The following is a 24172-nucleotide window of genomic DNA, read 5'->3' on the forward strand; positions in this document are numbered from 1 at the left end:
CGGCGGTACCACCCTCGCCGCCCCCGCGTACGGCAGGCTGGAGGACATGACGACCACCGGGCTGCGCCGCGACGAGCTGGCGGCCTTCCTGCGTACCCGCCGCGCCCGGCTGCGCCCCGCCGAGGTCGGCCTCCCCGACGGGGTGCGCCGCCGCACCCCCGGCCTGCGCCGGCAGGAGGTGGCCCAGCTCGCCGGGATGTCGGTCGACTACTACATCCGCCTGGAGCAGGGCCGCGGCCCGCACCCGTCCGGGCAGGTGCTGGCCGCGCTGGCGCGGGCGCTGCTGCTCACCCGCGACGAGCGGGCGTACCTGTTCCGGGTCGCCGGCCAGAGCCCGCCGCCGACGGCCGGGCCGAGCCGCGAGGTGGACCCGGGGCTGCGCCACCTGATCGACGCGATGACCGAGACCCCGGCGTACGTCGTCGACGCCCGGTACGACGTGCTGGCCTGGAACCGGCTGGCCGAGCACTTCTTCGGCGGGTTGTCCACGGTGCCGGGCGCCGACCGCAACATGGTCCGCTGGATGTTCCGGCGGCCCGCCGACGACCCGCACTGGTCCGACCCGGACACCCTGTGCTTCGTCCGCAGCACGGTCGCCGACCTGCGCGCCGCCTACGGCCGCCACCCCGCCGACCGGGGCCTCGCGGAGCTGGTCACGGAGCTGCTCGGCACCGCACCCCGGTTCGCGTGGTTCTGGGCCGAGCACGACGTCGAGGAGCGCCGCCCGGTGGTCAAGCGGGTGACGCACCCGGAGACCGGGCCGCTGGAGTTCGAGTGCCGGGTGCTGCACGTGCCGGAGACCGGGCAGCGGCTCGTCGTCTACGTCCCCGAGCCCGGCTCGCCCACCCAGGCGGTCTTCCGTCGGCTCGCCGAGCGCGTCGGCTCCTGACCCGGCCGGCGGCCCACCAGGTCCTCCCCGCCCGCCGAGCGCCGGTAGAGCACGCTGTGCCGGTCCCGGCTCCGGACCACCAGACCGGACCGCAGCAGCACCCCGAGGTGGTAGGAGACGGTGGCCGGGGCCAGCCGGTGCCGCTCGCTGAGCTGCCGGGTGGAGCGGGGCACGTCCAGGTCCGCCAGGATCGCCGCCCGGCTCGTGCCGACCAGCTCACCGAGCCCGCCCCGGCGCTGGTCGGCGCGCCCGGCGCCGATCGGGTAGACCAGCACGGCGTTGCCGGCGTCGCACATCTGCGTCGAGATGTGCGGCCAGGCCAGCACCGACGGGGCGAGCACCAGCTCCGCCTCGACGAGCGCCGTGGTGATCCGGTACGAGCTCTCGATGGTCAGCTCCCGGCCGGTCCAGGCCACCCTGGGATGCAGGCTGTTCAGCACGCTGCCCACCCCGGTGGTCGCCATCGTGGTGGCCCGCAGGGCCAGCTCCGCCTCCAGCGTGGCGCGCAGCGCCGGCCACTGGTCGGCCAGCGCGGCACGCCAGAAGTGCCGGAGCCCGTCGGCGACCCGCCGGGCCAGGGCGCCGTCGTCGACCGCCGCGCGTACGCGCACCGGCAGCCGGCCGGCCGGGAATCGTTCGTCCACCTGCACGGCCACCTCGTCGGCCGACGTCGCCTCGACCGCTGCCAGCTGCTCGTCGAACACGGCGTCGGGCGGGCCCAGTGGCGGCTTCGGGGTGAGCAGGTCCGGCGTGTAGCCGAGCTGGCCGGGCGGCATGACCAACCGCGCGACCAGGGCGACGTCGGGGTGCCGCAGCGCGGCCCGCGCGGCCGGGCCGGGATCGCCGTGCACCGGGTGCCCGAACGGCGACAGCGCGGCCTGGAGCCAGGACGTCACCTCCGCCGCCGGCGAGGTCGCCAGGCGGAGCCGGGCGAGAGTCGGGCCGTCCAGATGCGCGACCAGCACAGGCGGAGCCTACCGGTGGTGTCGTCGGTGCGGTGTCGGCATTCGACCTGGATCGAATCACTGGCCGGGTGCGCCGTGGGCGGGGTTGGCTGCCCTCCGACCGCCCTGCTCGTCGCCGAGGAGCCTCCGATGCGCCCACCCGCCTCCGCCCGTACCGCCGGCCGGCTCGGCCACACGCTCGCCCTGCTCGGGCTCGCCGCCGGCCTGCTCGCCGCGGCTCCCGGGGCCGGGTCCGCCGCCCCCGACGACGCGACGGCCGGGGGCGGCGACGCCACCGCCCACGGCTGCGAGCGCGCCTTCGACCGCGCCGTCCAGGCGTACGTGGACACCACGGTGCGACGTGACCTGGACGGCTTCGCCGCCCTGCTGCACCCCGACGTCACCTGACCCCGGGGGGGGTCACCATCGGGGGGAGGGGCGGGCGCGGCCGTTGCCGCGCCCGCCCCACAGCGGGTGCTCGGGCGGCCTGTCACAGCGCGGCGGGTCCTCAGCCGGCATGTCACAGCGCGGCGGCTGTTCGGCCGGCCTGCCGCAGCGTGGCGGGTGCTCAGGCGGCCTTCGCCAGCGCGGCGGTCGCCAGCGGGGCCACCTTGGCGAGCAGCGCGGTGCCGGCGGCCAGGTCGCCGTCGTTCGCCGAGACGTCCACCTGCATCACGAAGTTGCCCCTGACCAGCAGCAGCGTGCACTGGTGGCGCGTGGCCTGGCCGATCAGCTTCTCGCAGAACGTGATCACGTCCGGGCCGTTCGGCACCGGCGGGGGCGACGGCCGCACGATCACCGAGGTGCGACCGTCGTCCGGCACCTCGTACTTCTCGCACGTCTTGAGCACGGATCGCAGCTCGTCGGCGAGCTTGCGGCCGGGCACCTTGAGGTAGCCGACCACGTACTGCCGGATCCACACGGTCTCGCCGTCCCAGATCCGCTCCCGGTGGGCGGTGCGCCTGCGGTCCGAGGGCAGGGCGTCCCGGCACAGCGAGATCAACTTCCACGCGTCGCTGTTCTCCTCGGTGTGCTCCGCCGTCTCCGGGTGGAACCCGTCGCCCAGGTCCAGCATCGCCGCCGAAACCCGGCTGCGTACCTCGGCCGTGGAGGTCGGGGCGGGGCGCGGCGGCTCCGGTGTCGGCGACGCCGCCGCCGACACCGGTGCGGACCAGCGGGGCGGCTCGGCGGCCTGGCCGGGGGCGCAGGCGGCGGACCCGGCCAGGGCCAACGACAGCAGGACCAGGGGAGTGCGGCGCGTCATCGCGGGAGCGCTGTCCTTCCGTACGGGCAGAGGGGGCCGTTCGGCCCCCTCCTACGTGCGCTGTCCCGCGGTGTCGCGTTACGCGGGGACGTAGTCGAAGGTGTCCGGATGCGCGCCCTGCCGGCCGGCCTCGCCCCGGTCCAGCCCCGTGATCCGCTCCATCGCCGTGTCGTCCAGTTCGAAGTCGAAGATGCGGACGTTCTCCTCGATCCGGGCCGGCGTGGTCGACTTCGGAAAGACGATGTCGCCGCGCTGCACGTGCCAGCGCAGCACCACCTGGGCCGGGGTTCGGCCGACCTGCTCGGCGACGTCGACGACCGTGGGATCGCCCAGCACCTTGCCCTGCGCGATCGGCGACCACGCCTCGGTCAGGATGTTGTGCTTGTGGCCGTGCTCCCGCACCTGCTCGTTGCCGAAGTACGGGTGCACCTCGATCTGGTTGACCGCCGGCGCCACGTCCGCCTCGGCGGCCAGCCGCTCCAGGTGCGGCACCTGGAAGTTCGACACGCCGATCGAGCGGGCCCGCCCCTCGCGCTGGAACTCCTCCAGCGCCTTCCACGTCGAGACGAAGTCGCCGTCGTAGAGCGTGGGCAGCGGCCAGTGGATCAGGAACAGGTCGATGTGGTCCATCTTCAGCGCGGCCAGCGTCGACTCGAACGCCCGGCGGGCGTCGTCGGGCCGGTGGAAGGCGTTGCTCAGCTTGCTGGTCACGAAGACCTCGTCGCGGTCCAGCCCCGACTCGCGGACCGCCTGGCCCACCTCCGCCTCGTTGCCGTACATCTCGGCGGTGTCGATGTGCCGGTAGCCGACCTCCAGGGCCTTGCGGACCGCCGCCACGGTGTCCTTCGGCTCGATCTGGAACACCCCGAAGCCGAGCTGCGGGATGGTGTTGCCGTCGTTCAGGGAGATGCTGGGGATCGCGTTCGCCATCGGGGCTCCTTCGCCGGTCGTCAGGAAGCCGGGTGCGGGAAGCGCTTCCACGCCCGGCGGGCCGTGTCCTGGCGTACCCCTGATCCGAGGTGTTGCAACCGTTGATCCCGGCCTCAGGCCGGCTCGTCGAAGAGCACCGGCCAGGGCCGGGGCGCCGGCACGGGCGGCGGCGCCGGGGGCGCGGACCCGTCGGCCAGCACCTCCGCCGCGAGTTGCCCGAACATCGGCGCGGCCGGGTGCGCGGACCGGCGCGGCCAGGCCGCCGAGGTGCGCTTGACCAGCGGCGACCCGGCGATCGGCCGCCAGGCGATCCGGGGTTCCCGGCGGGCCGTCGCGGCGGGCTCGACGGCGACCCCGCCGCCGGCGAGCACCAGCCCGAAGAGGAACTCGGGGTTGCGCGCCGGGCGGACCCGCGCCGGCGCGAACCCGTGCCGGCGGCAGACGTCGAGCAGGTGGTCGTGCCAGCCGGGCGCGGTGGCCCGGGGCGCGGTGACCAGGTCCAGGCCGGCCAGCGCCGCCAGCTCCACCTCCCGCCCCCGGGCCAGCGGCGACGCGCGCGGCAGCAGCACCCCCAGCGGTACGTCGACGGCGGCGCCGAGGCGCAGCCCCTCGTCGGTGACGGGGTGGTGGAGCAGGCCGACGTCCAGCCGCCCCTCGGCCAGCATCCGTTCCTGCTCGCCGCTGGTCAGCTCGTGCAGGTCCACGTCGAGACCGGGCGCCCGGTCGGCCAGCCGGTCGAGCAGCTCGCGCAGGGTCACCGCGGGCGTCTCCGGGGGCACGCCCGCCCGGAGCACCCCGGACACCCCGTCGCGCACCTGGCGCATCAGGTTGCGCAGCCGGCTCTCCCCGGCGAGCAGGTCCTCGGCCTCGCCGAGCAGCAGCTGACCGGCGGTGGTCAGGCGCACCTGGCGGCGGGACCGGTCGAACAGCTCGACCGCCAGCTCCCGCTCCAGGCGCTGCACCGACTGGCTCAGGGGCGGCTGGGCCATGCCGAGCAGCTCGGCGGCCTGGCCGAAGTGCAGCTCGCGGGCGACCACCACGAAGTGCCGCAGGTGCCGGAGCAGGTCCACGGCCGGACCCTACGCCAGCGCCCCGACGCGGACGGCGGCTACCGTGCGCAGGGTGGTGACGGAGCGGATCGCGGAGATCTTCGAACGGGTCGGGGTCGTCGGGTGCCTGCACGCGGTCGACCTCGACGTGGCCGACGACGGCGCGGGGCGGCCCGGCGGCCGGCGGGAGGTGGCGGTCCGGGCGGACGAGCAGGTGGTGATCGCCTCGATCTTCAAGATCCTGCTGGTGCTGGAGTTCGCCCGGCAGGTCGTCGCCGGCCAGCTCGACCCGCAGGAGCGGGTGCTCGTCGCCGCCGCCGACCGGCTCGGCGGGTGGGGGATCGCCGGCTGCGCCGACGACGCCGAGGTGTCGCTGCGGGACCTGGCCTACTTCGCCATGTCGGTCAGTGACAACACCGCCGCCGACCTGCTGCTGCGCCGGGTCGGCGCGGACGTGCTGCCGATGCTCGCCGCCGAGCTGGGGCTGCCGCGTACCCGGATCGTCGGCGGCCCCCGGCACCTGGTGGAGATGATGCTCGCCGACGTCGGCGCGCGCACCGAGGCGGACTTCGCCCGGATCTTCCCCACCCTGCCCGCCGAGCGGGTGCGCGCGATGCGGGTGTTCGACCCCGCGCACACCACGTCGAGCACCGCCCGGGAGATCACCCGGCTGCTCGGCCTGGTCTGGCGGGACGAGGCCGGTCCGCCCGAAGCCTGCGCGATGGTCCGGGGCTGGATGGCCCGGCAGCTCTTCTGGACCCGGCTGGCCTCCGGCTTTCCGCCCGGCGTGCGGGTGGCCGGCAAGACCGGCAGCCTGCCGGGGCTGCACCTAGAGGCCGGTGTGGCCGAGTATCCCGACGGCGGCCGGTACGCGATCGCCGTCTTCGCCCGGGCCGCCCACCTCGCCACCCGCCGCATCGACGTCGACCTGGCGATGGGCGAGGCCGCCCGCGTCGCCGTCGAGGCGCTGCGCGCCCGCTGATTTCCGGCCGGGACGAGCCGCGCCAGGCCCCGCTGAGCTGGCCCGATATGCCGGCGGCTATCGACCGTTCCGGTCGCGGATCTTGGACCGGTCGGGGGTCGTGCTGGTTGGCTCGGACCGACCGATCAGCACCACGACGGGGAGAGTTCCGCATGCCCAACCTCGACCGCCGCCGCTTCCTCCGCGACGCCGCCGCCAGCACCGCGCTGGTCTCCGCCGGCGGGCTCGCCGGCACCGCCCTGGCCGGCGGCCCGGCACAGGCCGCGCCGCCGGCCACCGCCCCGGTCGCCGCCGCACCGGCCGGCCGCCGTCGCGGCCCGGTCAGCTTCCGCTGGTGGGGTACGTCGGCCTGGCGCATCGACATCGGCGATCACACCCTCCTGGTCGATCCCTTCCTCAGCCGCATCGACACCGGGCTGTTCAGGGGCGCCTTCGACGCGGCCGTGCCGCTGGAGGTCCGCACCGACGTGGTGGACTCCCTCGTGGACCGGGCCGAGACGGTGCTCGTCACGCACACGCACTGGGACCACTACATGGACGTGCCGCACATCGCCGGCCGCACCGGCGCCCGGGTCGTCGGCACGCTGACCGCCTACCACCTCGGGCTGGCGTACGGGCTGCCGTCGGGGCAGCTCAGCCCGGTGCGGGGCGGGGAGGTGCTGGACTTCGGCGCGTACACCGTGGAGGTGGTCGGCTCGCTGCACAGCCGCAACGCGTCGTACTCGATGGCCTTCCCGGGGGTGCGGGTCAGCCGGCCGGCGCAGCCGGCCACCATCGCGGACCTGCCGGAGGGGGACACGCTGGCGTACCAGGTGCGGGTGGCCGACGGGCCGTCGGTGTTCTTCATGGGGGCGAGCGACTTCGTCGCGCGGAACCTGACCGGCCTCGCCCCCGACGTGGCCATGGTGGCGTTGCCGAGCAGCACCGCCACCGCCGACTACGTCGAGCGGCTGCTCGACGCGCTGGACCGGCCGAAGGTCGTGGTGCCGGTGCACTTCGACATCTTCGAGACGGAGCTGCGCAACCCGGTGCCCGTGGCGCCGAAGGACCGGGAGCGGCTCGACGGACTGATCGCGGCGGTGCGGCGGGTCTCCCCGCGCAGCCGGGTGGTCGTGCCCGAGTACCACACCGCGTACCACTTCTGACGGGACGGTGCGGTCGCGGCCCCGGGCCGCGACCGCCCGCCGAACCGGATCACCCGTTGACGGCGGACCCGACCAGTCCTAGGGTTCCCGCTTAACGGTCAGGGCCGTAACTGTGGAGGCTTTGGTCGGCTCAGTGTGAACCCAGCCGGAAGGGCGCATAATGTCGGGAAATCTCTCACGGCGGGCACTGCTCGCCGGGCTCGGTGCGGTAACGGCGGCAGCCGTATCTCCGCAGGCGGCCCTCGCCGCCACTGACGGCGAACTCGGCGAGACGCTCGACGTCGCCATCACCGACCTCGGCCCGGCCTCCCGGGTGCTCAACTTCGGCAACGGCGTCCGCGTCGGCGACGAGATCTGGTTCGCCACCCGACAGATCCTGCCCACCCGGGTCGCCGCGTACGACCTGACCCAGCGGCGGATCACCAAGACCGCCCTCATCCCCGACGTGCCCGGCCTCTGGGGCATCGACGTGGTCGGCACCGACCTCTTCGTCTCCTCGTACTCCCCGGGCCTGCTGTTCAAGGTGGACACCGTCACCCTGGAGGTGACCCGGGTGCTCGACCTGAAGGAGGAGGTCGGCTGGACCGTCAAGGCCTCCCCGGACGGCAGGGTCTTCGTCGGCACCTACCCCTCGGCGAAGCTCTGGGAGTACGACCCGGCGACCGGCCGGGCCACCGACCACGGTCGGATGGACCCCGACGACACCTACGTCCGCGACCTGGTCGCCACCGACACCACCGTCTACTGCGGCATCGGGTCCCACGCCGGACTCGTCGCCTACGACCGGGCCACCGGCACCCGCGCCGACATCCTCCCCGCCGCGCTGCGCGACCGCACCTTCGGCGCGGTCTGCCACCTCGCCGGCGACCACCTCGTCGTCGGCATCTCGCCCACGGCCGAGATCCTCGTCGTGGACACCCGCGACCACAGCCGCCACCAGATCCTCAAGACCCCGAACGACTCGTTCGTCGTCGGCATCACCAGCCGCGGCGACGAGATCTTCTACACCACCCGCCCGAGCGGGTCGCTCTACCGGTTCCGGCTCGGCGACACCGCGCCCACCCTGGTCGGCGTCCCGATCGCGGAGGCGTCGAACGTCCGGATCGGCTTCCTCGACGACGGCCGCCTCTGGGCCGTGCAGGGGGCCGGCGGCATCCTCTACGACCTCGACACCCGCACCACCGAGGCGCTGGACATGAGCTCGCCGGACCTCGCCCCCACCCCGGAACGGCCGATGTCCCTCTGCCACGCGGGCGACCGGATCGTGGTCGGCGGCACCCTCGGCGTGCAGGTGGTCTCCACCGAGGCCACGCCGGCCTTCGGCACCTTCCGGGTGCCGTTCGGCGGCGAGGCGAAGGACATGGAGGCGTACCGGGGCGAGGTGCACATGGGCGTCTACACGCTGGCCCGCTACCTCACCCTGCCCGTCGACGGACGGGCCGCCACCGAGGTGGCCCGGGTCGACGCCGACCAGGAACAGACCCGGCCGACGTCGCTGACCGTCGACCGGCGCCGCGGCCTGGTGCTGATGTCCACCGAGCCGGACTACGGCCGCTGGGAGGGCGCGCTCAACATCTATGACGGGCAGCGGATCCGCAGCTGGCGGGGCATCCTGCCGGACCAGACCGTGCAGTCGCTCTGCCCCGACCCGCACGGCGTCTTCCTCGGCGGCAGCATCCGCAACGGCTACGGCACCACCCCGACGACCAGCCGGGCCAGGCTCGGCTACTTCGACTACGGCACCGAGCGCCTGGCCTGGCTCGTCGAGCCCACCACGGGCGGCGTCATCGTGGACCTGAAGCTGATCGGTCAGGTGCTCGTCGGCGTCACCAGCGACGGCGAACTCTTCGCGGTGGACCCGCGCACCCGCGAGGTGCTCTGGCGGGTCGACGTCGGCGCGGCCGGCGGCAAGCTGGCCGTCATCGACGACCGGGTGTTCGGCGTCGACGGCACCCGCCTCTGGACGGTGCCGGTGGGCCGCCGCCAGCCGGCGCTGACCGTACTGGCGGACGGGCTGAACCAGTCCTGGTTCGGCGCCCCGGAGGTGGTCACCGACGGCGTACGCACCCTCTTCACCACCCGCGGCACCAACCTGATCCGGGTCGACCTGAGCTGACCGGTCCCCGGCCCACACTCGGGGCGCGCCGTCGACAGGGGGCGGCGCGCCCCGACCGTACGCTCAGCCGGCCAGATCGGCCGGCGGGCGGCGCGCCACCTCGCCGCCCCCGTCGCGGACGCTCAGGGAGTCGCCAGCTCCGCGAGGGCGCGCACCGACCGCCAGTTGCGGGTCGTCGCCACCACGCCGAGCTTCTTCTCCAGGTAGTTGTTGGTGAACTTCGACCGGCCGTAGCCGCCGTCGGGATAGTGCAGGTAGACCTCGCGCCCGGTGACCGTGAACGCGACGTTCTCGCCGCCGGGCACGGTCAGGGCGTCCACCGTGGACCGGTCGGGCGCGGTCGCGAGGAAGGCGACCAGCAGCCGTGTCGGGTCGTCCTCCCCGTCGGCGTACGGGTTGCCGCCGGCCACGGCCGCCACCTCCCGGCCGCTGCGCACCAGCACCGGCACGGTCAGCCCCAGATCGTCGGCGATCGCCCGCTCGATGCCCCGCGCCAGCGCCTCGGCGTCGCGCACCGTGCTGCCGAAGACCACGTTGCCGCTCTGTAGGTACGTCTTCACGTCGTCGTGGCCGAGGCCGGCGACCAGCCGGCGCAGGTCGGCCATGCCGACCTTCGCGCCGCCGACGTTGACCCCGCGCAGCAGCGCCACCCACCTGTCCATGCGACCCCCCTCGACCCTGGTACGGGCCAGCCTAGGGGCCGGCCCGCGCGGCGGGCTCAGCGCTGGCTCAGCGCCGGCGGATGGCGGTGGAGTCGAGGCGGAAGCCGATGGTGCGGTCGACGATCCGGTCGACCAGGTCCGCCTTGCGCAGCCCGGCGACGCCGCGCAGCTCCAGGCTCGCGGCCAGCGCCCGCAGGTCGCGGGCGGTCCAGCCGGAGAGGTACGCCGTGCCGTCGGCTCGGCGGGACATGGCCGCCAGCGCGGCGCGGGCGCGGACCGGGTCGGCCGCCGGCGCAGCCCGCCGGGCGGGCCGGCCGGGCGGATCCGCGGGCGGGCCGGGGGAATCCACGGGCCGGCCCGGGCGGCCCGCCAGCTGGCCGGCGGGACGCGCGGGTGGGGCGGCCGGATGCGCGGCCGGCTGCGCCGGTGGGGCGGCCCCACGAGCGGGGGACGCCGGGCGTGCGGCGGTGGGCGGACCGGGCGGAACCCCGTCGAGCGGCACCACCGCGAGCCGGGCGCGCCCCTCGACCAGGGCGGCGAGGTCGGCGGCGGGCAGGTCCCGCAGCAGCGCGGTCAGCAGTTCGGTGACGTCGCGGCCCGGCCCGGTCACGCCACGACCCGCGCGGGTTGGAGGTGTTCGAGGAACTCGGTGGCGAGCTGACGCAGCTCGTCGCGGACCACCGGGGCGGTGATCCGGTCGCGCAGCACCACCGGCACGCCGCGCGGGGTGTTCGTGGCGTACGCCGTGACGTTCTCCCGCAGGGCGGTGGGGAAGACCGGCAGGCCGAGGGCGCGGACCTGGTCCATGTAGCCCTGGTGCGCGGCGATCGGCCGCTGCGCCATCAGCTGGATCATGGTGAACACCACGCCGGCCACGCCGGGGGCGACCTTGTGGTGCCGGCGGGTGGTGGCGAACCGGCGGGCGTCGGCGTTGTAGCGGTCGACCAGCTCCCGCACGTTGCCGTGCAGGTAGTCGATGCCCAGCGTGGAGAGGTAGTCCGCCTTCGCCGGGATGAGCAGGTGGTCGCTGGCGATGATGGCCGACTGGGTGACCACGTTGAAGTTCGGCGGGCAGTCGATGAGCACCATGTCGTAGCCGCCCAGCGCGTCGTCGTGCAGCCCCTCGGCGAGGGAGCCGCGCACCCGGAACAGCTCGGCGTCGTACTCCTCGCCGTCGGCCACGCCCCGGGCCAGGGTCAGGTCGATGTCGACGAGCTGGAGGTGGGACGCGATCAGGTCGAGGCGGCCGGCGCCGGTGAGCCGCGCGTTGGCCGGGCCGGGCGAGACGACCAGCTCGCCCAGGGGCACCGCCGGGGTGTCCCCGCGCAGCCCGTCGTACCAGCGCTTCACCGTCCGGCCGTCGCGCAGCCGCTCCCGCCAGTCGTCGGGTTCGTAGAAGCCGAACGTCAGGCTGGCCTGCGGGTCGAGGTCGACGAGCAGCACCTTCATGCCCCGGTTGGCCAGTTCGGCCCCGAGATTGGCGGTGACGGTGGTCTTGCCGACCCCGCCCTTGTAGTTGATCACGGACACCACGTACATCGGCGGTACCTCCCCGACCGGGAACGGTAGCTGGCGGTCGATCTTCGCGCGGAACCTGCTCCGGCCCACGCGGGCACCGAACGGACCACCGAACGGGCAGGGCAGTCGACGCGGCCGGGGACCGGAGATCCCGCGCCTGGTCGGCCGCCGGGCGCTGATCTCTCCGGCTGTTAGAGTCTGCGCTGCTCCGGTGCGCGGCGTGGGGGAGGGATCGACGGTGGTGCTGTTCCGCGTCGCGCTGTCACAGATGCTCAAGGCGCGCTTCCCGATCCTCTACGTCGAGTCCTTCGAGGAACAGCGGGTGATCGCCGAAATCTGCGCGGTCGCCGGGGACGCCAGGGTCGTCCGCACGCCCCGCGCGGTGTGGACCTGGTCGCAGACGACGGGGCTCGTGCAGCCCGACGGAGTCGCCCGCAAGGGCACGACCGACCCCGAGGACGCGCTCGACGCGGCGCTGCGGGTCGACCACCCGAGCGTACTGATCTTTAAGGACCTGCACCCCGCGCACGGCGGCGGCGACCGACCGGGCGGGCCCGGCGTGGTCCGCCGGCTACGTGACCTGGCGGCGGCCTTCAAGGCCGGCCCGGTGCCGCGCACCCTCGTCCTCGTCTCGCCGGTGCTGCACATCCCGGTGGAGCTGGAGAAGGACGTGACCATCGTCGACTTCCCGCTGCCCACCGAGGCGGAGATCCGGCGGGTGCTGGACGGGATGATCGCCGCCAACTCCGCCAGCGGCCGGATCCGGATGGCGCTGGACGACCTCGGCCGGGAACGGTTCGCCAAGGCCGCCCTCGGGCTCACCCTGCACGAGGCGGAGAACGCGTTCGCCCGGGCAATGGTCAACGACGGGGTGCTCGACGGCAGCGACCTCTCCGTGGTGCACGAGGAGAAGCGGCAGACCGTACGCAAGTCGGGGCTGCTGGAGTTCGTCGATGTCGCCGTCGATCTCGCCGACGTCGGCGGGCTGGAGAACCTGAAGCGGTGGCTGTCCCGGCGGGACGGTTCCTGGCTGGCCGAGGCGGCGGCGTACGGGCTGCCCGCACCCCGGGGCGTCCTGATCACCGGCGTGCCCGGCTGCGGCAAGTCGCTGACCGCGAAGGCGGTCGCCGCGGCCTGGGGCCTGCCGCTGCTGCGGCTGGACGTCGGCCGCGTCTTCGCCGGGCTCGTCGGGTCGAGCGAACAGAACATGCGCACCGCGATCCGGACGGCCGAGGCGACCGCGCCGTGCGTGCTGTGGGTCGACGAGATCGAGAAGGGCTTCGCCGGCGGCGCCGGCGACTCCGGCACCTCCGCCCGGGTCTTCGGCTCCTTCCTCACCTGGATGCAGGAGAAGACCCGGCCGGTCTTCGTCATCGCGACCGCCAACGACTTCGAGGGGCTGCCCCCGGAGCTGCTCCGCAAGGGCCGCTTCGACGAGATCTTCTTCGTCGACCTGCCGACCCGCGCGGAGCGGGCCTCGATCTGGCGGGTCCATCTCGCCCGGCGGCTGCGCAACCCGGCCGTCGCCGGCGGCCTCACCCTCGACGACGCCCTGCTCGGCGAGCTGGCCGGGCTCAGCGAGGGCTACTCGGGAGCCGAGATCGAGCAGGCCGTCGTCGGCGGGCTCTTCGACGCGTTCGCCGAGCGGCGTCCGCTGAGCCGCGACGACCTGGTCCGGACCCTGGTCGGCATGGTGCCGCTCAGCGTCACCCAGGCGGAGCGGATCGACGCCGTCCGCTCCTGGGCCGACACCCGTGCCGTCGCCGCCACCGCCGCCGAGGACTGGGACCTCGGCGGTCGGCCCGGCGGCCCGGGCGGTCCCCGCCCCGGCGGCCCGGGGCAGCGCGGCCAGGGCGGACGAGCGGTCGAGTTCTAGTGTGTGCGTCGACACGAAGGGGAGGGGACCGATGAGCGTCTCACTGATACTCCTGCCACTGGCCGTCGCCGCCGTCGCCGCGGCCCACGGCGCCACCGCCGGCCGGGACCGGGAGGGGCGCGTCGTCTGCCAGGTGCAGACCCGGATGCGGGACGAGACACTGCTCACGGCCGCGCTGGGTGACACCGGCGCGGCGGTCACCACCGACGGGGACGCGATCATCGCGGACTGGGCCGAGGTGCGGGCCGGCTTCCGGCGCGGCGAGGACGGCATCTGGGCGGCGCACTTCACCGGCGAGGTCGACGAGCAGCGGGCCGTCGAGGCGGTCCGGGCGATCGACGCCGCCTACGGGCGGCAGGTCCAGCGGGCCGTGCTGGCGCGGCTGCGTGAGCAGGCCCCGGCCGCCGGCCTGCGCCTGGAGTCCGAGCAGGTCACCGAGGACGCGAGCGTCCGCCTGGTGTTCGCCGTGGAGGGCAGGTCCTGATGAGCGGGCAGCCGCGGATCGTGGTCACCGTGTCCAGCGAGGGCGTGGTGAGCGCCGAGACCCGAGGGCTGCTCGGTGACCGCTGCCTCGACTACGTCGCCGTGCTGGAGGACCTGCTGGCGGCGCAGACGGTGAGCAGCGCGTACACCGCCGACCACGCCCGGGTCGCCGTGACGGCACACCAGGAACAGCGCGATGTCGAGCGCGCCTAGCCCGGGTTGGCCGCATCCTGCGGCGCCATACCCGGCCGCCCCGGGCCCGGCCGGCCCGGTGGGGAGCCTGAAGTGGCGGGTGCTGCACAGCTGGTGGCTGCTGCTGCCCCTCCTCGGCTGCAGCTGCCTCGGCGGCCTCGGGTTCATCTACGTGGGGCTCCGCGCCCGCCGTGCGGCGTGGTGGATCCCCGGCATCGTCTACACCCTGGTGGGCTGGACCGCCTTCGTCCTCGTCGGCGAGTCCGACAAGGAGAGCGCCGTCAGCGACTGGGCCGTCGGCGCGCTGCTGGCCGTCACGGCGGCCGGTATCCTGCACGCCCTGCTGATCAACTCGGCGTGGCTGCGCTGGCGGGCCGGCCACCGCCCCTGGTACGCCCCACAGCAGGCGGCGCCGTGGCCCGGCGGCCCGTACCCGCCCGGCCCGCTGGCCCCGCCACCCGGGCTGACCGCTGCCGGTCCGTTCCCGCCCGCCACCGGGTACCCACCCGCAACACCGGCCTACCCGTCCGCGTCGCCCGCGTACCCGTCCGCGTCGCCGGCGTACCCGCCCGGGTCGCCCGCGTATCCGTCCGCGTCGGCGTACCCCCTGCCGACCTACCCGCCGGTGTCGGCGGGATCTCCGCCCTCGCCGCCGCCGGCCGACCCGACGCTGGTGCCGCACCAGCCCGCCGACTACTTCGGGCCCGGGCCGGTCGCAGCTCCCGTGTCCCCGCCCGGCCAACCGGTCGCGGGCCGGCCGTCCGGCGGGCCGGTGGACGTCAACGCCGCCGGCCAGGACGACCTCGCCGCGCTCCCGGGCTTCGACCCGCGCCGCGCCGGCCAGGTTGTGGCCGAGCGGGGACGGCGTGGCGGGTTCGGCAGCCTGGCCGAGTTCGCCGTCGCCGCCAACCTGGCCCCCCACGAGTACGCGCGCCTGCGGGACGTCCTGGTCTGCGCCCCGCCTGCCGGCCCGACGCCGGGGCAGCCGCCGCCCGGCCGGGTCCTCGATGTCTGAGATCGCCCCGGCCCCCGGCGCGGTACCCGAGCCCGCGCCGGTCCCGGCGCCCGGCACGGTGCCCGGCCCGGCGCCCCGCGCGGCGGGCGGGGCGGAGACCGTCGCCGTGGCCCGGTTCCTCGGCTCCACCCGGGCCGAGGGGCCGGGCGAGCGCACCGCCGTCTGGGTGCAGGGCTGTGCCATCCGCTGCCCCGGCTGCTTCAACCCGCACCTGTGGAGCTTCCGTGGCGGCGAGCGGACCGCCCCGGCCGAGCTGGTGCGCCGCGTGCTCGACGCCGGCACCGAGGGGTTGACGCTGCTGGGCGGCGAGCCCTTCGACCAGGCGGCCCCGCTGGCGGCGGTCGCCGCCGGCGTACGCGCCGCCGGGCGCTCGGTCATGACCTTCACCGGCTACACCACGGCCCAGCTGAACCGGGCGGTCGACGCCGGCCGGGACGACGTCGCGGCGCTGCTCGCGGCGACCGACCTCCTCGTCGCCGGGCCGTTCCTGGCCGACCGGGTCGACGCCCGACGGCCCTGGGTGGGCTCCACCAACCAGGAGTTCGTGCTGCTCGACGACCGCTTCCCCGACCTGCTCGACGAGGTGACGCGCAGCCCGGACCGGGTCGAGGTCACCGTCGACGCCGCCGGCCGGATCGCGGTGAACGGCTGGGCCGAGGTCGACGCGCTCGACGACCTGCTGGCGTCGGTGGCCCGCCCTCAGCCGCGCCGGGCGAGCTTCGAGCGGCGATAGCCGTAGAGGGCGTAGATCAGCGCGCCGATCACGAACCAGACCGCGAAGCGCAGCCACGTCTCCGGGGCGAGGAAGGTGATCAGCCAGAGGGAGAAGAGCGCGCCGACCGCCGGCACCACCGGCATGCCCGGCAGCCGGAACGTGCGCGGCGCGTCGGGGCGGCGGTAGCGCAGCACGATCACCGCGACGCAGACCACCACGAAGGCCAGCAGGATGCCGATGTTGGTCAGCTCGGCGGCCTCCCGGATCGGCAGGAAGCCCGCGATCAGGGCCGAGCCGACGCCGACGATCCAGGTGACCCGGCTCGGCACCCGGCGGACCGGGTGCACCTTGGCGAACCAGCCCGGCAGCAGGCCGTCCCGGCTCATCGAGAACCACACCCGGGTGACGCCGAGCATGAAGGTGAACATCACGGTCAGGATGCCGATGATCGCGCCGACGGCGATCACGCTGGCCAGGCCCGACAGGCCGACGGAGGCGAAGGCGGAGGAGAAGCCGCTCTCCGGGTCGATGTCGCGGTAGTTCTGCATGCCCGTGAGCACGAGGGTGGCCAGCACGTAGAGGACCATCGAGATGGCCAGCGAGTAGATGATCGCCTTGGGCATGTGCCGGCGGGCGTCCTTCGACTCCTCGGCGGCGGTGCTCATCGCGTCGTAGCCGAAGACCGCGAAGAAGACCGTGGCCGCGCCGGTGAGCGCCCCGCTCAGCCCGAACGGGAAGAACGGCGAGTAGTTCTCGGTGCGGACGTGGAAGAAGCCGACCACGATGACCAGCAGCACCACGGCGACCTTCAACCCGACGACGAACGTCTCGAAGCGGGCGGCGGACTTGATGCCGAGGTTCAGCAGGAACGCGATGAACAGGCAGAGGATCACCGCGAAGAGGTCCACCACCCGCCCCTCGCCGGTGCCCGGGGCGCCCAGCATCCAGGCCGGCAGCTGCGCCCCCAGCTCGGTGACGAGGAACGAGAAGTAGCCGGAGATGCCGATGGCCACCACGGCCACGATCGCCGTGTACTCCAGCAGCAGGTCCCAGCCGATGAACCAGCCCACCGCCTCGCCGAGCACCGCGTACCCGTAGGTGTAGGCCGAGCCGGCCTTCGGGATCATGCCGGCGAACTCCGCGTACGACAGGGCGGCGGCCGCGCTGGCGAGCCCGGCGATCAGAAACGAGATCAGCACGGCCGGGCCGGCCGTCTCGCTCGCCACCGCGCCGGCCAGGGCGAAGATGCCGGCGCCGATGATGCCGCCCACCCCGATGGCGGTGAGTTGCCAGAGCCCGAGGGATCGGGCCAGCCCACCGCTCTCGTCGGCGATCTCCTCGACCGGCTTGCGGCGGAAGATGCCCGTGCCGCCGCCGCCCGCAGCGCTTCCCGCGGAGGTCATCGTCGTCCCCCTTCCGAACCCGCCCGGGTGATCACCCGTGCGCCCTGCGGTACCCGCGAACGACGCGGGTAAATCTCCAACGAGGCCAACCGTGCCGGGGTGCGGCACCGGCTCACTCGGCCACCGGCAGCACCACCTCGTTATGGCGCAGGAACCAGGGCTTCCACGGCGGGTCGAAGCGCGCGTACCGGACGGCACCGGTGGGGCGCAGCCCGGCCGCCGTGACCGCCCGGCCGAGCGCGGTCGCCCGCTGGTCGAACGCCCGCGCCGTCCACCGGCCCCGGAACCGGACCGCGGCGGCGAGCTGCGCGGGGACCTGCCGGGTGTGGACCCGGGGGTCCGTCGGCTCGGGCAGCGTGTCGGGGGCGCAGGCCGACGGCAGCACCAACCGCAGCAGCCAGCAGCCCGGCCGGTCGGCCTCCTCCTGGAGGTACGGAGTGGTCATCGCGATCGTCGCCGGGCCCGCCTCCCGCGCCGCGCTCCCGCCCGCGGCGCGGGAGCGGTTGGCGCCCCCGACGTACGCGGCGAGCGACCGGAAGCCGTCCCGGGCGGCCTGCTCGAACGTTCCCTCGACCTGCACCTCGGCGGCCAGGTGCGGCGGGTAGCGGCGCAGCTCGAAGCCGGGGTGCCGGGTCACCACCCGGTACGGCTGCTGCTCGGTCATCGCGCGCTCCCCGTGCCAGGGCCCCGTCGAACGCAACGCTACCGCCCGTCGACCTCCGGCTCAGGCGAAGTCGCGTCCTCCGGCCGGTGACGCACGGCGGACCGGGCCGGCCGCCGTGTACTGCCGTTCGCGCCCGTCGCGGACCGGAGCGGGAGGCAGGGCGACGCCGGGCCCGGGGCGCGGGAGTTCCTCGCCCAGGCGCCGGGCCGGCGTCGCCGTGACCGTCCTACCGGTCCACCTGTCCCTGGCCGGCTCGGTCGTTGCCGGCGCCGATCCCGCAGTCCGGCGCGGACCAGCTGGTGGTGTTCGGGGTGCGGTCGCTGTTGTTCTCCCGCCGCGAGTCCACGTGCACGTGGTCGTCGTGGTCCGGGTAGCCCGGCCCGTAGATCCCGCTGAAGCCCCGGTTGCGGGCGTCCCGGGCCACCTCGCACAGCGAACTGGTGCGGGAGACCACGTCGGCGGCGTTGCCGTAGAGGTGCTGGCTGTCCGACGCCCCGCCGACCTGGTCGTTGCAGGCGCGGCTGCGGAAGCCGCTGCTCACGTAGAGCGGCTCGTCGCCGAGGCTGTGCCGCAGCGCCTCCAGCTTCCACATCGTGCGCAGGGCGTTCTGCCGGGTCTGGGCGGGCGACAGCGGGCCGCCGGTCCACCCGCCGCGACCGCAGCCGTCATCCATCTCCCCGAAGCTGAAGTGCCGCGGGGTGCAGTCGTTGTCCTGCAGCTCGTAGATCTTGGCGTACGTCTGCGGCCCGGCGATGCCGTCGACCCGCAGCCCGTAGGCCGCCTGGAACCGCCGGACCGCGGCGGCGGTCTTCGGCCCGAAGCGGCCGTCGAGTTCGACGATGTCCCGGTTGCCCGCCCAGCCGGCGACCCGGATCTGCAACTGGCGGACGTCCTCGCCGGAGCGCCCCTGGTAGAGGTTGCGGTTCCACGTGTAGCAGCCGTCGGCATGGGCGGCCGGCGCGGCGACCACCGTCGCGATCGCGGCGCCCGGCACCGCCAGGGCGAATGCGACAAGCGCCCGTTTCAGGGTGTTAACGCGCACAGGAGTCCTCCCGATAGGAGTGCGATTGGGGTGGCCTTCGGGACATCGACCGGGGCGTCCCGCGTTATCCACCCTGGCACCCGCACGGCCCCTCGGTGGCAATTAACGAGAATTGTCCTCACAATTGGCTGTTCCTGGGCCCTGCCTGGGAATCGGGCCCATTTGCGAAACGCCCATCCGTCGCCAACCGGCAGCAGAAACGCGAACGGCGCAGGAATCGCGATCGGCGACACCGAGGGTGATGTTCCACGGGCGGCCGGACGCGGTAACGTCAGCGCCGGCGGGAACGGGGGAGGTGGCGGCGGTGGCGCGCGGTGGCGTCTTCTGCATCGAGGGCCAGTGGCACCGGGACCTCAACGAACGCGGCTCCGTCCTGCCCACCCTGGAACTGCTTGAACGGCTCGGGAAGATCCGCTTCATCCACAAGGACGCGGCCACCCGCGACGAACTCTTCTACTTCGTCGACCGTTGGTTGCTCAAGCAGTACGCCGACCACCGGGTGGGTTTCTTCGCGATGCACGGCGAACCGAGCCGGCTCTGCCTCACCGACTGGGAATCCGTCGAACTCGCCGACGTCGCCGAACTGATGGCCGGTCGCTGCGAGGGCCGGCGGCTCTATTTCGGCAGCTGTTCCGTGCTGCGCGCCTCCGACGCCGCGCTGCGGGACTTCCTGGATGCCACGGGAGCGGCACTGATCTGCGGTTTCACCCGGGAAGTGGACTGGGTGGAATCGGCCGCCTTCGAAACCGTGCTGCTCGACGTGCTGGCCAACGGGCAGCGGCACAACGCCGCCGAGCTGCGGATGGGCTCGGCGCACTGGGCGCCCCTCGCGTCGTACCTCGGTTTCCGGATCATCTACGCCAACGGCCGCGCCTGGCGGCCCTCGGTCCGGCCCCGGGTCCCCGCCCAGCCCGCCGCCGGCCGCGCCGCATCCCGCCCGCGCTGATCCCCTGGTAGAAACGGGTGGTGGCACGAAGCATCGCGACGAACACCCGGGTCGACCGGGCCGAGCTGGTCGAGTTCCTCCGGCCCCGGCACCGGGTGGTGCTGATGACCACCCGCGCCGACGGCCGGCCGCAGTCCTCCCCCGTCTCCGCCGGGGTGGACGGCGAGGGACGGCTGGTGGTCTCCACCTACCCCGAGCGGGCCAAGGTCGCCAACATCCGCCGTGACCCCCGGGTCTCCGCGTGCGTGCTCTCCGACGACTGGAACGGCCCGTGGGTCCAGGTCGACGGCACCGCGGAGGTGCTCGACCTGCCCGAGGCGCTGGAGCCGCTCGTGGACTACTTCCGCTGTATCTCCGGCGAGCACCCGGACTGGGACGAGTACCGGGCGGCGATGGTCCGCCAGGGCAAGTCGCTGATCCGCGTCACCGTCGACGCCTGGGGGCCGATCGCCACCGGCGGCTTCCCCGCCCGCCTCGCCGGCTGACGGTCGGCGCCGCCTCAGTACGCGGCGGTGAACCGCTGGTTCGCGTGGCGCGGGTTCTCGATCTCGTCGACCACCGCCACCGCCAGGTCCTCGTAGCTGAGTACCGAGCGGCCCTCGTCGTCGGTGACCGGCTGGTCGCCGCCGGTGCGGTAGTGCCCGGTGCGCTCGCCGGGATGGAACTCCAGCGGCGGCGGGGAGACGTACGTCCAGGTCACCCCGTCGGCCGACGAGCGGTAGAAGTCCAGGGCGTCGGCCTGGCCCTGCGCGGCGTCGCGGTACTCGTCGGGGAAGTCCGGCTCGTCGAGGTAGCGGGTGCCCTTCGGCGTGAGCAGCGTGGACCCGCCTCCCACGTGGATGATCCGGGGCGCGGCCGGCAGGCCCCGCAGCGTGCCGACGAGGGTCCGCGCCGCGTTGAGCCACAGACCGCGCTCCCCGCCGCCGATCGCCACCACCATGGCGTCGGTGTCGGGCGCCAGCTCCCGCACGCTCTGCCCGCTGGTGGCGTCGCCGGTGACCAGCTTGACCGACGGCGGCAGGTACGAGGTGGCCTCCGGGCGGCGCACCGCGGCGGTGACCCGGTGCCCCCGGCCGACCGCCTCGGCGGTGATCCGCGAACCCGCGGTGCCGCCCGCCCCGAACACGACGATGTTGCTCATGACCGCCTCCCGCCCCCGTCCGGCCGGGGCGGTGACCGTCTGCCTGCCCGCCCGCCGGGTTGCCGTCCGCCTCCCAGGTTATGGAGCGGGCGGCCCGGCCGGTGCGGTAACCGGCGATCCGACGGTGCCCGGCACGGGCCGGGCACCGTCGCCCGGGTCGCCACCGGCGGGCGGCGAGCCCGGCCGGCTCAGTCGACCAGGGCGGAGTAGACGAGCTGGCGCAGCTGCGGCCGCAGCGGGTAGGTGCTCGACGGCATGAGCTGGGTGAAGAGCAGCGCGGTGACCTCCTCGACGGGGTCGACCCAGAACGCCGTGCTCGCCACCCCGCCCCAGTAGTACTCGCCGACGCTGCTCGGCACCCGGCTCGGGACCGGATCCTGCACGACCGCGAAACCCAGCCCGAAGCCGATCCCGTCGAAGTTGGTCTCGGCGAACCCGCCGGTCGAGAGGGCGCCCAGGTCCTGCCCGCCGGGAAGGTGGTTGCGGGTCATGAAGCGCACCGTGCGCGGCCCCAGCAGGCGCGCCCCGTCCAGCTCGCCGCCGCGCAGCAGCATCTGGGTGAACCGGTGGTAGTCGGCGGCCGTGGAGAGCAGGCCGCCGCCGCCGGAGAGGAGCAGCGGCTTCTCGTACGCCAGGGCGCCCAGCTTGTCGTAGCGGAACGCGCGGCCGGTGCGCGGGTCGGGCGCGTAGAGCGCGGCGAGCCGGTCGGCGGCGTCGCCCTCGGCCCACCAGTGGGTGTCGGTCATGCCCAACGGGCGGAAGATCCGGTCGGCGAAGAAGGCGTCCAGGCTCTGCCCGGAGACCACCTCGACCAGCCGGCCCAGCACGTCGGTGGCGACGGAGTAGCCCCAGGCGGTGCCGGGCTGGAACAGCAGCGGCAGCTCGCCGAACGCCTGGCAGGCGGTGGCCAGGTCGACGTCCGCCGGCGGGTAGATGTCGTAGCCGGCCGCCCGGTAGAGGCCGTCGACCACCGAGGTCTGCATGAAGCCGTACGTCAGGCCGGCGGTGTGGGTGAGCAGGTGCCAGACCCGGATCGGCTCGACCGCCGGCACCGTGTACGGCTTGAGGGCCGAGCCCTTGCTGTAGACCCGCAGGTCGGCGAACTCGGGCAGCCAACGGCTGATCTCGTCGGTCAGCTCGAAGCGGCCCTCCTCCCAGAGCATCATCGCGGCGACCGAGGTGACCGGCTTGGTCATCGAGTAGATGCGCCAGAGCGTGTCCGCCTCGACGGGCGCCCCGGCCTCGACGTCGCGCAGCCCGTACGTCGACGAGTGGGCGACCTCGCCGCGCCGGGTGACCACCACCTGGAAGCCGGCGAGCCGGCCGTCGTCGACGTACCTGCCGAAGTGCTCGTCGATCCGCGCGAGGCGCGCCGGGTCGAAGCCGATCTGGTCCGGGTCGATGTTGCGTGCCACACTCACGGCGCCGAACCTACTAGCCGGTACGCCGCACGGGAAGAGTCGCTGGCCACACATGTCGTACCGGCTCAGTAGCCTGGCCCGATGCCCGAGCTGACCGAGGACGCGACCTTCCGCAACGAGGACTGGTACGGCGAGGAGCTGGTGGACCGGCGCTTCGTCGGCTGCTCGTTCTTCGACGTCGACCTGACCGAGGCGGTCAGCCAGGGCGCGGTCTTCGACGGGTGCACCTTCGGCAACGTGCGGTTCAACGCCTCCCGGCACACCGACTCGGCCTTCACCCGGTGCACCTTCCAGCGGTGCAACCTCTTCGAGGCCGAGTTCACCGGCTGCAAGCTGGTGGGCAGCACGTTCGCGCAGTGCGACCTGCGGCCGTTGACGATCTCCGGCGGCGACTGGTCGTTCGTCGCGCTGCCCGGGGCCGACCTGCGCGGCGTGCGGATCACCGACGTCCGGATGCGGGAGGCCGACCTCACCGGGGCCAACCTGACCGGCGCCACGGTCACCGGCGTGGACCTCTCCGCCGCGCAACTGCACAGCTCCCGGTTGTCCCGCGCCGACCTGCGCGGCAGCGACCTGACCGCGCTCGACCCGACCGTCGTGGAGCGGGCCGGGGCGATCGTCGACCCGGAGCAGGCCGTGGTGATCGCGCAGGCGCTCGGGTTCGAGATCCGCTGAGAAAAAGCCGACGCGGGTTGTCCGGATTGGCTGCCACGCTGGCCCCATGACATGGTGGTCCGACCTCCTGCGCGAGGAACCCGAATTCGCCGAGCGGGTGCGCGCCCGCTTCGCGGTACGCAAGCACGGCACGATGGCGACGCTGCGCCGGGACGGCTCGCCCCGGATCAGCGGCACGGAATTCGACTTCGGCCCCGAGCACCTGCGGCTGGGCAGCATGGCCGGCGCGCTCAAGGCCCTCGACCTGCGCCGCGACCCACGGGTGGCGCTGCACTGCCCGACGGAGGACGCTCCCGAGGACGATCCGCGGTCCTGGGACGGCGACGCGAAGATCGCCGGCCGGGCGCACGAGGAGCCGCCGGGCGACGACGGCTCGCACCGGTTCCGGATCGAGCTGACCGAGGTGGTCCTGACCCGGGTGGGCGATCCGCCGGACCACCTGGTCATCGAGAGCTGGCACCCCGGCCGCGGCCTGCACCGCCGCCGCCGGCACTGAGCCCCTGCGCGACGCCCACATGGGACACTCGCATCCGCCCGGGTGGCGGCTCCGTGCGGCCGCGTGGCGGCGTTCGCCCGGTGGTCGGCCGCGCCGGAGGGTAGCGTGGTCGCGACGAGGAGCGGCGCGGACGAACGGGAGGTCCGATGACGTCGGGCGAGCAGGTGCTGGACAGCCCGCAGGGCTGGGTGGCCGACCACATCCGGCGGTACGTCGAAACCGACGGCGCCGAGGGCCACGAGTGGCGGCCGGGCGTCTTCACACTGCTGCTGACCACCCGGGGGCGGCGCAGCGGAAAGCTGCGGCGCACCGCGCTCATCTACGGCCGCGACGGCGACGCGTACCTGGTGGTCGCCTCGCAGGGCGGCGACCCGAAGCACCCGGCCTGGTACCTGAACCTGCTCGACGAGCCGCTGGTCGAGGTGCAGGTGGGCGGCGAGCGGTTCACCGCGCGGGCGCGTACCGCGACGGCCGAGGAGAAGCCGCGGATGTGGTCCACGATGGCCGCCATCTGGCCGTCGTACGACGAGTACCAGGCGAGGACCGACCGGGACATCCCGGTCGTCGTGCTCGACCGCGTCTGACCAGGGGCGGCGGGTCGCCG

Annotated in this window: 27 protein-coding genes; 15 read left to right on the forward strand and 12 right to left on the reverse strand. The window is 74.3% G+C overall.

Going from position 1 to position 24172, the window contains the following annotated elements:
• Positions 1-46 precede the first annotated feature (46 nt).
• On the forward strand, positions 47-889 hold the full coding sequence (locus ACFY23_RS30030) for a helix-turn-helix transcriptional regulator (RefSeq protein ID WP_350676933.1): 843 nt from the start codon (positions 47-49) through the stop codon (positions 887-889).
• On the opposite strand, the gene ACFY23_RS30035 is transcribed toward ACFY23_RS30030, so the two are convergent.
• Positions 820-1854: a DUF5937 family protein gene (locus ACFY23_RS30035; protein WP_350676931.1), complete on the reverse strand. Its 1035-nt coding sequence runs from the start codon at positions 1852-1854 to the stop codon at positions 820-822. The genes ACFY23_RS30030 and ACFY23_RS30035 overlap by 70 nt on opposite strands.
• Before the next feature lie 129 nt (positions 1855-1983).
• Between ACFY23_RS30035 and ACFY23_RS30040 the strand changes: the two genes are divergently transcribed.
• A complete protein-coding gene (locus ACFY23_RS30040) occupies positions 1984-2241 on the forward strand; it encodes a hypothetical protein (RefSeq protein ID WP_350676928.1) in 258 nt (85 codons plus the stop codon).
• A gap of 160 nt (positions 2242-2401) precedes the next feature.
• Here ACFY23_RS30040 and ACFY23_RS30045 read toward each other — a convergent pair whose 3' ends face one another.
• The 3 genes from ACFY23_RS30045 to ACFY23_RS30055 form a co-directional block, all read right to left on the reverse strand.
• The gene (locus ACFY23_RS30045) at positions 2402-3097 is read right to left on the reverse strand and encodes a hypothetical protein (protein ID WP_350676926.1); all 696 of its coding nucleotides are present in this window, start codon (positions 3095-3097) and stop codon (positions 2402-2404) included.
• A gap of 78 nt (positions 3098-3175) precedes the next feature.
• Complete coding sequence (locus tag ACFY23_RS30050) at positions 3176-4027, reverse strand: aldo/keto reductase (protein ID WP_350676923.1); 852 nt, start codon at positions 4025-4027, stop codon at positions 3176-3178.
• A 113-nt stretch (positions 4028-4140) separates the two neighbouring features.
• The gene (locus ACFY23_RS30055; protein ID WP_350676920.1) at positions 4141-5097 is read right to left on the reverse strand and encodes a LysR substrate-binding domain-containing protein; all 957 of its coding nucleotides are present in this window, start codon (positions 5095-5097) and stop codon (positions 4141-4143) included.
• Between the two features lie 52 nt (positions 5098-5149).
• On the opposite strand from ACFY23_RS30055, the gene ACFY23_RS30060 reads away from it, so the two are divergent.
• The 3 genes from ACFY23_RS30060 to ACFY23_RS30070 all read left to right on the forward strand — a co-directional run bounded on the left by ACFY23_RS30060 (position 5150) and on the right by ACFY23_RS30070 (position 9319).
• Complete coding sequence (locus ACFY23_RS30060) at positions 5150-6058, forward strand: serine hydrolase (RefSeq protein WP_350676918.1); 909 nt, start codon at positions 5150-5152, stop codon at positions 6056-6058.
• A gap of 152 nt (positions 6059-6210) precedes the next feature.
• Positions 6211-7203: an MBL fold metallo-hydrolase gene (locus ACFY23_RS30065; protein ID WP_350676916.1), complete on the forward strand. Its 993-nt coding sequence runs from the start codon at positions 6211-6213 to the stop codon at positions 7201-7203.
• Positions 7204-7363: 160 nt separating this feature from the next.
• Positions 7364-9319: a hypothetical protein gene (locus tag ACFY23_RS30070; RefSeq protein ID WP_350676913.1), complete on the forward strand. Its 1956-nt coding sequence runs from the start codon at positions 7364-7366 to the stop codon at positions 9317-9319.
• A 122-nt stretch (positions 9320-9441) separates the two neighbouring features.
• Here the strand turns inward: ACFY23_RS30070 and ACFY23_RS30075 are convergent, their stop codons facing one another.
• The 3 genes from ACFY23_RS30075 to ACFY23_RS30085 all read right to left on the reverse strand — a co-directional run bounded on the left by ACFY23_RS30075 (position 9442) and on the right by ACFY23_RS30085 (position 11589).
• Entirely contained in the window at positions 9442-9981 is a 540-nt protein-coding gene (locus ACFY23_RS30075; protein ID WP_350676911.1) for a DUF1697 domain-containing protein, read from the reverse strand.
• Positions 9982-10048: 67 nt separating this feature from the next.
• Positions 10049-10591 carry a Rho termination factor N-terminal domain-containing protein gene (locus ACFY23_RS30080; protein WP_350676909.1) on the reverse strand — a complete coding sequence of 181 codons (543 nt, stop codon included), beginning with the start codon at positions 10589-10591 and terminating at the stop codon, positions 10049-10051.
• Positions 10588-11589 carry an AAA family ATPase gene (locus ACFY23_RS30085; protein ID WP_350676906.1) on the reverse strand — a complete coding sequence of 334 codons (1002 nt, stop codon included), beginning with the start codon at positions 11587-11589 and terminating at the stop codon, positions 10588-10590. The genes ACFY23_RS30080 and ACFY23_RS30085 overlap by 4 nt, the downstream gene beginning before the upstream one ends.
• Before the next feature lie 130 nt (positions 11590-11719).
• On the opposite strand from ACFY23_RS30085, the gene ACFY23_RS30090 reads away from it, so the two are divergent.
• The 5 genes from ACFY23_RS30090 (at position 11720) to ACFY23_RS30110 (ending at position 15798) form a co-directional block, all read left to right on the forward strand.
• Positions 11720-13375, forward strand: a complete 1656-nt coding sequence (locus ACFY23_RS30090; protein WP_350676904.1) for an AAA family ATPase — start codon at positions 11720-11722, stop codon at positions 13373-13375.
• Between the two features lie 31 nt (positions 13376-13406).
• A complete protein-coding gene (locus tag ACFY23_RS30095; RefSeq protein ID WP_350676901.1) occupies positions 13407-13859 on the forward strand; it encodes a hypothetical protein in 453 nt (150 codons plus the stop codon).
• Positions 13859-14071: a DUF2997 domain-containing protein gene (locus ACFY23_RS30100; protein WP_350676898.1), complete on the forward strand. Its 213-nt coding sequence runs from the start codon at positions 13859-13861 to the stop codon at positions 14069-14071. Before ACFY23_RS30095 ends, ACFY23_RS30100 begins: the two co-directional genes overlap by 1 nt.
• Positions 14072-14150: 79 nt before the next feature.
• Complete coding sequence (locus ACFY23_RS30105) at positions 14151-15065, forward strand: helix-hairpin-helix domain-containing protein (protein ID WP_350819481.1); 915 nt, start codon at positions 14151-14153, stop codon at positions 15063-15065.
• Positions 15058-15798: a 4Fe-4S cluster-binding domain-containing protein gene (locus ACFY23_RS30110; protein ID WP_350676894.1), complete on the forward strand. Its 741-nt coding sequence runs from the start codon at positions 15058-15060 to the stop codon at positions 15796-15798. Before ACFY23_RS30105 ends, ACFY23_RS30110 begins: the two co-directional genes overlap by 8 nt.
• On the opposite strand, the gene ACFY23_RS30115 is transcribed toward ACFY23_RS30110, so the two are convergent.
• The 3 genes from ACFY23_RS30115 to ACFY23_RS30125 all read right to left on the reverse strand — a co-directional run bounded on the left by ACFY23_RS30115 (position 15765) and on the right by ACFY23_RS30125 (position 18889).
• Positions 15765-17183, reverse strand: a complete 1419-nt coding sequence (locus tag ACFY23_RS30115) for an amino acid permease (RefSeq protein ID WP_350676891.1) — start codon at positions 17181-17183, stop codon at positions 15765-15767. The genes ACFY23_RS30110 and ACFY23_RS30115 overlap by 34 nt on opposite strands.
• 112 nt (positions 17184-17295) lie before the next feature.
• Positions 17296-17847 (reverse strand): heme-binding protein, encoded by a 552-nt coding sequence (locus ACFY23_RS30120; protein WP_350676889.1) that lies wholly within the window; start codon positions 17845-17847, stop codon positions 17296-17298.
• 226 nt (positions 17848-18073) lie between these two features.
• Complete coding sequence (locus tag ACFY23_RS30125; RefSeq protein ID WP_350676886.1) at positions 18074-18889, reverse strand: D-Ala-D-Ala carboxypeptidase family metallohydrolase; 816 nt, start codon at positions 18887-18889, stop codon at positions 18074-18076.
• A 304-nt stretch (positions 18890-19193) separates the two neighbouring features.
• Between ACFY23_RS30125 and ACFY23_RS30130 the strand changes: the two genes are divergently transcribed.
• Together ACFY23_RS30130 and ACFY23_RS30135 are read left to right on the forward strand one after the other, a co-directional pair.
• Positions 19194-19835, forward strand: coding sequence for a DUF6642 family protein (locus tag ACFY23_RS30130; protein ID WP_350676884.1), 642 nt, complete (start codon positions 19194-19196; stop codon positions 19833-19835).
• Positions 19836-19855: 20 nt separating this feature from the next.
• Positions 19856-20320, forward strand: coding sequence for a PPOX class F420-dependent oxidoreductase (locus tag ACFY23_RS30135; RefSeq protein ID WP_350676881.1), 465 nt, complete (start codon positions 19856-19858; stop codon positions 20318-20320).
• A 14-nt stretch (positions 20321-20334) separates the two neighbouring features.
• Here ACFY23_RS30135 and ACFY23_RS30140 read toward each other — a convergent pair whose 3' ends face one another.
• Both ACFY23_RS30140 and ACFY23_RS30145 read right to left on the reverse strand, forming a co-directional pair.
• Entirely contained in the window at positions 20335-20976 is a 642-nt protein-coding gene (locus ACFY23_RS30140) for an NAD(P)H-binding protein (protein ID WP_350676879.1), read from the reverse strand.
• A gap of 188 nt (positions 20977-21164) precedes the next feature.
• The gene (locus ACFY23_RS30145; protein ID WP_350676876.1) at positions 21165-22397 is read right to left on the reverse strand and encodes a serine hydrolase domain-containing protein; all 1233 of its coding nucleotides are present in this window, start codon (positions 22395-22397) and stop codon (positions 21165-21167) included.
• Positions 22398-22478: 81 nt separating this feature from the next.
• On the opposite strand from ACFY23_RS30145, the gene ACFY23_RS30150 reads away from it, so the two are divergent.
• The 3 genes from ACFY23_RS30150 to ACFY23_RS30160 all read left to right on the forward strand — a co-directional run bounded on the left by ACFY23_RS30150 (position 22479) and on the right by ACFY23_RS30160 (position 24152).
• Positions 22479-23072 (forward strand): pentapeptide repeat-containing protein, encoded by a 594-nt coding sequence (locus tag ACFY23_RS30150; RefSeq protein ID WP_350676874.1) that lies wholly within the window; start codon positions 22479-22481, stop codon positions 23070-23072.
• 46 nt (positions 23073-23118) lie between these two features.
• Entirely contained in the window at positions 23119-23568 is a 450-nt protein-coding gene (locus ACFY23_RS30155; RefSeq protein WP_350676872.1) for a pyridoxamine 5'-phosphate oxidase family protein, read from the forward strand.
• A 146-nt stretch (positions 23569-23714) separates the two neighbouring features.
• The gene (locus ACFY23_RS30160; RefSeq protein ID WP_350676869.1) at positions 23715-24152 is read left to right on the forward strand and encodes a nitroreductase family deazaflavin-dependent oxidoreductase; all 438 of its coding nucleotides are present in this window, start codon (positions 23715-23717) and stop codon (positions 24150-24152) included.
• The last annotated feature ends 20 nt before the right edge of the window (positions 24153-24172 follow it).

Origin of the sequence: Micromonospora sp. NPDC000121, assembly GCF_042899165.1 — a bacterium.
Classification (GTDB): Bacteria; Actinomycetota; Actinomycetes; order Mycobacteriales; family Micromonosporaceae; genus Micromonospora.